The organism is Streptomyces sp. NPDC003248, from assembly GCF_055563235.1.
The window spans coordinates 1-9,328 of the sequence record NZ_JBVHDT010000032.1 but is presented as its reverse complement, the minus strand read 5'-3'; the positions used below and the strand labels follow the sequence as shown (position 1 = coordinate 9,328).

Below are 9,328 nucleotides of genomic sequence, written 5' to 3'. Positions count from 1 at the left end.
AACGCCAGATCACACTCCCCCTGACGCAACGCCGTCGCCGCCAGATGGATCCCCACCAACGACGACGAGCACGCCGTGTCCACCGCCACCGCCGGCCCCTCGAAACCGAACGTGTAGGCGAGGCGGCCGGATGCCACGCTGCCCATGCTGTTGCTGGCCAGGTTGCCTTCGAAGCCCTCCTTGGGGAGGTCGGGGCGCCTGCCGTAGTCCTGGTACATGTGGCCGGTGAAGACGCCGGTGCGGCTGCCGCGCAGCGAGGCCGGCACCACGCCCGCGGTCTCCATCGCCTCCCACGCCGTCTCCAGCAGCAGCCGCTGCTGCGGATCCGCCGCCAACGCCTCCCGCGGCGACATCCCGAAGAACTCCGGCTCAAAACCCGCCACGTCCCGCAGAAAGCCGCCCTCACGGACGTACGACCTGCCCACCCGGTCGGGGTCGGGGTCGTACAGGTCCTCCTCCCAGCCCCGGTCCGCGGGGAAGGCCGAGATCGCGTCCACGCCGCCGTCCACCAGGTCCCAGAGCTCCCCGGGAGTCGTCACCCCTCCGGGGAAGCGGCACGCCATGCCCACGATCGCGATCGGCTCCCGCGCCCTGTCCTCCACCTCGCGCAGCCGCCGGCGCGCATCCCGCGCGTCCGCGATCGCCCGCTTCAGGTACTCCCGCAGTTCCTTCTCGTCAGCCATCAGAATCCAACCGCTCCAAGGTCGTACGAACAGGTGAGGTGTCGGGGCCGTCAGTCGGCGTTGTCCACGAGGGCGAAGAGTTCCTCGTCCGTGGCGGAGGCCAGGTCGCCGTCGGTGGCGAGGGTGCCGCCGGACGCGTCGAGCAGTTCCACGAGCCGTGCGGCGATCCGCCCCCGCGCGCCGCCCTCCGCGGCGACGACCGCCCGGATGCGCTCTTCCAGGGCGTCGAGGTCGGCGAGGACGGTCTCGGTCCCGCCGGTCCGGTCCCCCACCGCGGCCGGCCCGGTGACGGTGGCGGTGGCGGTGGCGAGTTGGGCGGACAGGTAGGCGGCGAGGGTGCCGACGGTGGGATAGTCGAAGATCAGCGTGCTGGGCAGCCGCAGCCCGCACGCGGCGTTCAGCTGGTTGCGCAGCTCCACCGCGCTCAGCGAGTCGAAGCCCAGTTCCTGGAAGGGCTGGGCCGCGTCGATGCTCCCGGGGTCGGCGTAGCCGAGGACGGCGCCGACCCGGGCGCGCAGCAGTTCGGTCAGTTCCCACTCCCGCCGCTCGGGGGTGAGGCCCGCCACCTTCGACGCCCAGTCGTCGGGGCGCTGCGCGGTGCCGGTGCCGTCGGCCGCGTGCCGCTGTCCGGCCCGGGTCGTCGCCCCGCGCAGCACCGCGGACGTCGGCCCGAGGGCCGTGCGCACCCGGTCCAGGTGCATCGCGGCCGGGACCACCAGGGCGTGTTCGGCGGTGAGCGAGGCGTCGAACAGGGCGAGGCCCTGGTCCGGGCCGAGCGGGGTGAAGCCGTTGCGGGCCCAGCGCTCCAGGGCGGCCTCGCCGAGGGTGCCCGCCATGCCGTGCGCGGCGTCCCACAGCCCCCAGGCCAGGGAGACGGCGGGCAGGCCGGCGGCCCTGCGGTGGGCGGCCAGCGCGTCCAGGAAGCTGTTCGCCGCGGCGTAGTTGGCCTGGCCGGGTGTGCCGATGACGCCGGAGATCGAGGAGAACAGGACGAACAGCGCGAGGTCCCGGTCCCGGGTCAGCTCGTGCAGATGGCTCGCGGCGTCGACCTTCGGCCGCAGCACGGTGTGCAGGCTGTCCGGGGTGAGTGCCTCGGCGGGCCTGTCGTCGAGGGCGCCGGCCGTGTGCACGACTGCGGTCAGCGGACGGTCGTCCGGAATGCCGGCCAGTACCGCCGCCAGCGCCTCCCGGTCGGCCACGTCGCAGGCGGCGATGTCGACCTCGGCGCCCAGCCCGGTCAGGTCCCGGCGCAGCTCGTCCGCCCCGGGCGCGTCGGGGCCGCGCCGGCTCACCAGCAGCAGCCGCCGCACGCCGTGCCCGACGACCAGGTGCCGGGCGAACAGCGCTCCCAGACCGCCGGTGCCGCCCGTGACCAGCGCCGTGCCGCGCGGATCCGGTTTCGGCAGGTCGCCGCCCGCCGCCGGCGCACCCGTCCGGCGGGCCAGCCGGGGCACCCTGAACCGCCCGTCGCGGACGGCGACCTGCGGCTCGTCGAGGGCGAGGGCGGCGCGCAGCGGGCGGTCGCCGTCGTCCTCGGCGGCGGCCGGGTCGAGGTCCACCAGGGTGATCCGGCCGGGGAACTCGCCCTGCACCGAGCGGATCAGCCCCCAGAGCGGCGCTCCGGCCAGGTCGGCCACGTCCGGGTCGGCGGCGGCGACCGCCCCGTGCGTCACGACGGCGAGCCGCCCGGTGCCGGGCCGCTCCAGCCAGCGCTGGACGAGGCCCAGGACCCGTTCCGCGGTGGCGTGGGCCGCCTCGGGGGTGAAGGGCGCGGCCGGGCGCGGAATCCGCAGTACGGCGGTCTCGGCGCCGGTGACGTCGTCCGTGACGTCGTCCGTGAGCTCCTCCCAGTCCTCCGATCCGTCCGGTCCGTCCTCCGGTTGCGCCGCCTCGACGACGGGCCACTCCACCTCGTACAGGCGCTCCTCGCGGATGCCCAGCGAGCGGGTGAACCGCTCCTTGGGGACCGGTCGCAGCGTCAGCGAGGCGATCTCCGCGACGGGCGTGCCGTGCCGGTCGGCGAAGGTGAGCGCGGCCTTGTCGCCGTCGACGGGGGTGAGCCGGACGCGCAGCACGGCACCGCCGGGGCGGTGGAGGACCGCGCCGGTCCAGTCGAACGGCAGCCGGATCAGGCCCTCGGCCCGGTCGTCGGCGGCGGTGTCGAGGACGAGCGGGTGCAGCGCGGCGTCCAGCAGCGCCGGATGCAGGGTGAACCGGTCGGCCTCGTCGAGGAGTCGGTCCGGGAGGACGACCTCGGCGAAGAGTTCGTCGCCGCGCCGCCACAGGGCGCGTAGCCCGCGGAAGGCCGGCCCGTACTCGTATCCCGTGCCGGCCAGCGTGTCGTACGCACCGGTCGGCTCGATCTCGGTGGCCCGGGCGGGCGGCCAGTCGCGCAGTTCCCGGAAGGCGTCCGGGGACGGCTCGGGGCGGGCGGTGGTGAGGACGCCGCCCGCGTGCCGGGTCCAGGTCCCGGGCGTCTCGTTCTCGTCTCCGTCGGTGTCCGGCCGTGCGTGGACCGAGAACGCGCGGCTGCCCTCCCGGTCGGGTGGGCCCACCAGGACCTGGAGCCGGGTGCCCCGGTCCGGGGCGAGGCCGAGGGGCGCCTCCAGCGTGAGCCGTTCGACCTGGGGGGTGTCGAACCGCGCGCCCGCGGCGGCGGCGATCTCCAGGAAGGCGGTCGCCGGGAGGAGCACGGTGCCGTCGACGACGTGGTCCGCGATCCAACCGTGGACGCCCGGCGTGATCCTGCCGGTGACGACGGCCTCGTCGCGGTCGGCCGGCTGGACCACGGCCGTGAGCAACGGGTGCCCCGCCGTGTCGAGTCCCAGGCTGCGCGCGTCCGCGCGCGGGGCGGGCGTCAGCCAGTAGTGGCCGCGTCGGAAGGCGTACGTGGGCAGGTCGACGCGTGTCGCGCCGGGGAAGAGGGGGGCCAGGTCGACGGGGACGCCGCGGGCGTGGGCCCGGGCCAGGGCGGTGACGAAGGTGTCGGTCTCCGGCCGCCCGGCGCGCATCAGCGGGATCGAGGTCGCGGCGCCGTCCGCGTATCCCTGGACCATGCCGGTGAGCACGGCGTCCGGGCCGATCTCGACGAAGTCGGTGACACCCTCCGCGATCAGCTGCCGGGTCGCGTCGTAGAACCGCACCGTGTCGCGCAACTGCCGCACCCAGTACCGCGGCGAGCACGCCTCCCGCTCCGACAACACCTCCCCCGTCACCGTCGACACCAACGGAACACGCGGCGCCCGGAACGACAACCCCGCCACCACCCGCTCGAACTCCTCCAGCACACCGTCCATGTGCGGGGAATGGAAAGCATGACTGACCTTCAGCCGCCGCACCTGCCGGCCACCATCACGCCACCGCTTCTCCAGATCCCCCACCACCTCCGCGTCACCCGACACCACCACCGCGTCCGGACCGTTGACCGCCGCCAGCGACACCCGCCCCGCGAACTCCGCCAGCTCACCCACCACCACCTCCGGCACCGCCCGCACCGCCACCATCGCACCACCCGACCGCGCCGACCCCATCAACCGGCCCCGCGCCACCACCAACCGCGCCGCATCCCCCAACGACAACACACCCGCCACATGCGCCGCCGCCACCTCACCCACCGAATGCCCGGCGACGAAGTCCGGCACCACACCGAACCCCTCCAACAGCCGGAACAACGCCACCTCCAACGCGAACAACGCCGGCTGCGTGAACTCCGTACGACCCAAAACCCCCTCCGCATCCGCTCCCTCCTCCGCGAACACCACCTCCCTCAACGGCCGCGCCAACCCCGCGTCCACCTGGCCGCACACCTCGTCGAACACCGCCGCGAACTCCGGCACCGACCCGTACAACTCCCGCCCCATCCCCCACCGCTGCGCCCCCTGCCCCGTGAACAGGAAGGCGACGCTCGTGGTGCCGCCGGGTGCGTGGCCGGTGATCACCTCGGGGCCGGCGGAACCGGAGGCCAGGGCGGCGAGCTGCTCCAGCAGCCCGTCCCTGTCCGGGGCGACGGCCACGGCCCGGTGCTCGAACGCCGTCCGTGTCGTCGCCAGCGAGAGACCGATGTCGGCCGGACGCACCTGCGGGTGTTCCACGACGAAGTCGTGCAGGCGGCGGGCCTGGGCCCGTACGGCGTCCGCCGAACGCCCCGACAGCACCCACGGCACCATCGCCGGACCGCCCGGCACGGGCTCGGCGGCCGGGGCCTCGGTCGCGGGCGCCTCCTCCAGCACGACGTGTGCGTTGGTGCCGCTGATGCCGAAGGAGGAGACGGCGGCGCGGCCGGGGCGGTCCCCGGCGTGCGGCCAGGGCCGTTCGTCCGTGAGGAGCTCCACCGTGCCGGCGCTCCAGTCGACGTGCGGGGTGGGCGCGTCGACGCCGAGCGTCCTGGGCAGCACGCCGTGCCGCATCGCCTGGACCATTTTGATCACGCCGCCGACGCCCGCGGCGGCCTGGCTGTGCCCGATGTTCGACTTCAGCGACCCCAGGTACAGCGGACGGCGGCCCTCGCGGTCGCTGCCGTACGTCGCGATGATCGCCTCGGCCTCGATGGGGTCGCCGAGGCGGGTGCCGGTGCCGTGGGCCTCGACGACGTCCACGTCGGCCGGAGCGAGCCGGGCGTCGGCCAGGGCCTCGCGGATGACGCGTCGCTGGGCGGTGCCGTTGGGGGCGGTGAGCCCGTTGGAGGCACCGTCCTGGTTGACGGCCGTGCCGCGGACGACGGCGAGCACCCGGTGGCCCTGGCGGCGGGCGTCGGAGAGCCGCTCCACCACGAGCATGCCCGCGCCCTCGGCCCAGGCGGTGCCGTCCGCGGCGGCCGCGAAGGGCTTGCACCGGCCGTCGGGGGCCAGCCCGCGCTGCCGGGAGAACTCCAGGAACATGCCGGGCGTGGCCATCACCGTCACGCCGCCGACCAGGGCGAGCGTGGACTCCCCGGAGCGCAGGGAGCGCACCGCGGTGTGCAGCGCGACGAGGGACGACGAGCAGGCCGTGTCGAGGGTGACGGCCGGCCCGTTCAGGCCGAGCTGGTAGGCCACGCGGCCGGACATGACGCTGGCCGTGCTGCCGGTGAGCACATGCCCCTCGACGTCCCGGGAGGCCTCGTGCATACGGGGGCCGTAGTCGGGGGCCATCGCGCCGACGAAGACGCCGGTGCGGCTGCCCCGCAGGGACCTCGGGTCGAGCCCGGCGCGCTCCACGGCCTCCCAGGCGGTCTCCAGCAGCAGTCGCTGCTGCGGGTCCATGGCCAGCGCGTCCCGCGGGGAGATGCCGAAGAAGGCGGCGTCGAACTCGCCGGCGCCCCGCAGGAATCCGCCGTGGCGCACGTAGGTGCGTCCCGGCCGCTCGGGGTCCGGGTCGTACAGGCCGTCGCTCCAGCCCCGGTCCTGGGGGAAGGCGGAGATGACGTCGCGGCCCTCGGCGACGATCCGCCACAGGTCGTCGGGCGAGGAGACGCCTCCCGGGTACCGGCACGCCATGCCGACGATCGCGATCGGTTCGTGGCCGGCGGCCGGTTCGTGGCCCGCGGCGGCACCGACCGGCGCGGTCGCGGGTGCCGGTTCTTCTCCGGGCTGCCCGGCCGCCTCGGCCTGCGCGGCCTCGAGGTAGGCGGCCACCGCCTCGGGGGTGGGGTGGTCGTACAGCAGCGAGGCGGGCAGGCGCAGACCGGTGGCCTCGGCGAGGCGGTTGCGGACCTCGAGCGCGGCCTGCGACTCCAGGCCGAGGTCCTTGAAGGCCCGGCCCAGGTCGGCGGGGCCGAGCCGCTCGTCCTCCAGCGCGGCCGCCGCGTGGGTGAGGACCAGCCGCGCCAGCTCCCTGCTGTTCCGCCGGGACCGGCGCGGGCCCGCCTGGACGGGGACGCCGGCCGGGAGGGGCTGCTCGGCGGGGCCCGGTTCCGTGCGGCGGGGCAGTTCCGGCAGCCAGTGGCTGCGGCGGCGGAAGGCGTACGTCGGCAGGTCCACGCGGCGCGCGCCGCTGCCGTCGAACAGCCGCCGCCAGTCGACCGGGAGTCCCTGGACGTACGCCTCGGCCAGTGACGTCACGAACGGGCGCCGGTCCTCTCCCCGGCGCAGCGACCCCACGACGGCGCAGGACCGGTCGAGTTCCTCGGCCGTGCGCAGCAGCTCCGCCGCCAGCACGGGGTGGCCCGACACCTCCACGAAGACGGCGTCGCCGTCGGCCAGCACGGAGTGCAGCGCGCCCGGGAGGCCCTCGTCGCCCGCCAGATGGCACGGCAGGGCATCCGGCCGCGGCTCCACGTCGGCCGGTTCCCACGTTCCGGACACCACCGCCTGGGCCGCGTCCCGCAGGGAGAGGAGGCCGGCGACGCAGGCGGCCGCCGGTCCGCCGCCGGCCAGACCCACCACCGCGTCGGGCGTCACGCCGAAGGAGCGCCAGGTCTCGGCCAGCGCCACCGTCAGGGCGAACGCCAGCGGCGCCGCGGCCCCCGGCAGGTCGGCCTCGGGCACCTCCTCGGCGCCGCGCACCACGGCGTCCAGGTCCCAGTCGACGAACTCGGCCAGGACGCGCGCGCAGTCCGCCACGTGCGCGGCGAAAACCGGTGAGGCGCCGTGGAGGCGGGTCGCCGTCTCCGTCCACCGCTCGCCGGCACCGTCGCCGTCGCCGTCGCCGGGCACGACGAACACCACGCGGCGGTCGTCCGGCCGCAGGACGGGCCCCACCAGGGCGTGGCCCTCGGCCACCTCCCGGAGCGCGGCGAGCAGCTCGCCGCGGTCGCCGCCGAGCGCGACCGCGCGGTGGGCGAACTCGGTGCGCCCGGTCACCAGCGACCAGCCGATGTTCCGCGGCGACAGGTCGGGCCTGCTCTCCGCATGGGCGAGCAGGGCCGCCGCCTGTCCGCGCAGCGCGTCGGGCGTGCGGCCCGACACCACCCAGGCGACGGTCGGCAGACCCTCGTCCGCGTCACCCGCGGCCTCCGCGTTCTCCGCGTTCTCCGCGGCCGCGGGGGTGGGCGGGGCCTCCTCGACGACGACGTGGCAGGTGGTCCCGCCCGCGCCCAGCGAGCTCACCCCGGCCACCAGGGGGCGGTCGGGCAAGGGCCAGGACCCGAGCGGGTACGGCACCGGGGGCTCCGGGGTCTCCGGGGTCTCCGGGGTCTCCGGGGTCTCCGGGGTCTCCGGGGACCCCAACGTCTCCCAGGTCTCCGGCGCGACGTGCCCGTCGGCGGGGCCAGGTCGTCCGGGGATCGGCGGGAGGGAGCGGTGGCGCATGCTCAGCAGCACCTTGAGGATGCCGACGACGCCCGCCGCGCTCTCCAGACGCCCGAGGTCCGTCCGCACCGAACCCACGGCCGGCGAGCCGACCCCGTCACGGCCGCCACCGTCCCGGTCGGCCCCGTCACGACCGTCGCCGTCGCCGCCGATCACGGCGCCGAGCGCCGCGGCCTCGACCGGGTCGTCGGCGGGTGCGCCCAGCCCGTGCAGTTCCAGGTACTGGAGCGCCTCCACGGGGACGCCGGCCCGCTCGCAGGCGACGCGCAGCACTTCCTGCTGCGCCTGCGCGGACGGCACGGCGGACCCGTCGGCTGCACCGTCGTGACGGACCGCGCTGCCGCCGATCACTCCGTGGATCCGGTCACCGTCCGCGAGGGCCCGGTCGAGCGGTTTGAGGACGACGACGGCGCCGGCGCCCTCGGCGCCCACGCCCCCCACGCCGCCCGCGGAGCCGTCGGTCCGGGCACCGGGCACCTGCCCGGCGAGGAGGTCGAGGTGCACTCCGGCGACGACGGCGGCGGTGGACTCGCCGCTGTGCAGGCTCTCGCAGGCCAGGTGCAGGGCGACCAGCGAGGAGGACTGGGCGGTGTCCACGGTGAGACTCGGACCGGTGAGGCCCAGGGTGCGGGAGACGCGGTCGGCGAGCGTGCCCCGGTCGAGGCGGGCGCCGTCGGCCCCGCCACCGTCGCGGGCGACGAGAACGGCGTAGTCCTCCCGGGAGGCGCCGACGAAGACGCCCGTCCGGCTGCCGTGCAGCGCGTCCGGCCGGACGGCCGCGTCCTCCAGCGCCTCCCAGACGAGTTCCAGCACCAGCCGCTGCCGCGGATCGACGGCGGCGGCCTCGCTCGGGGACATGCCGAAGAACTCGGCGTCGAACAGGTCGACGCCCTCCAGGTGTCCGCCCCGCCCCTCCCGGACCGCGGTCCCGCCCGTGCGCAGAAGGCGCCAGAAAGCCCCGGGGGCGGCCGCGCCCGGAAGCCGGCAGGACAGGCCGACGACCGCTGTTTTCTCGCCCCGGAATTCGCTGCCCGACTGTGCCTGCATCGCTAATATCCCCCAACGAGGACAACGTCTCGAATTCAGCTGATCACATTCGCGTAAAGACTAAACAGACGCGGGTCACGCCCCGGTAATCGCAGCCCCCGGCCAGCCGGAGAGCGGTCCGTTACCGCCCGATTCCCGCCGCAGAAGAGACAGGAAATCCCACGTCAGGGCCTACATCACGGGGCGAGTTCGGGGGGTGTGAGCCGTCGATTGACGACAGATGTGCACACCCGATTAATCTCTGTCTTCAATTCGGCGAATTGCGTCGCACTACACGGGAGGTATGGGTCGTGGATCTGGAGTATGCGGGGAAGTCGGTGGTGGTGACGGCCGCGGGTCGGGGGATCGGGTTGGCGGTGGTGCGTGCGTTGC

The 9,328-nt window shown here is 75.3% G+C and carries 2 protein-coding genes; both read right to left on the bottom strand.

The window, feature by feature from the left end:
- Nucleotides 1-683 (bottom strand): beta-ketoacyl synthase N-terminal-like domain-containing protein (locus tag ACZ3KJ_RS35240; protein ID WP_467533026.1); only part of this gene is annotated, 683 nt, incomplete at its 3' end.
- Between the two features lie 50 nt (nt 684-733).
- On the bottom strand, nt 734-8,956 hold the full coding sequence (locus tag ACZ3KJ_RS35235) for an SDR family NAD(P)-dependent oxidoreductase (protein WP_467533024.1): 8,223 nt from the start codon (nt 8,954-8,956) through the stop codon (nt 734-736).
- Nucleotides 8,957-9,328: the final 372 nt, after the last annotated feature.

Bases quoted from the DNA above. Each gene is read 5' to 3' on its own strand.
- ACZ3KJ_RS35235 (WP_467533024.1), bottom strand. From the start codon at position 8,956: ATGCAGGCACAGTCGGGCAGCGAATTCCGGGGCGAGAAAACAGCGGTC.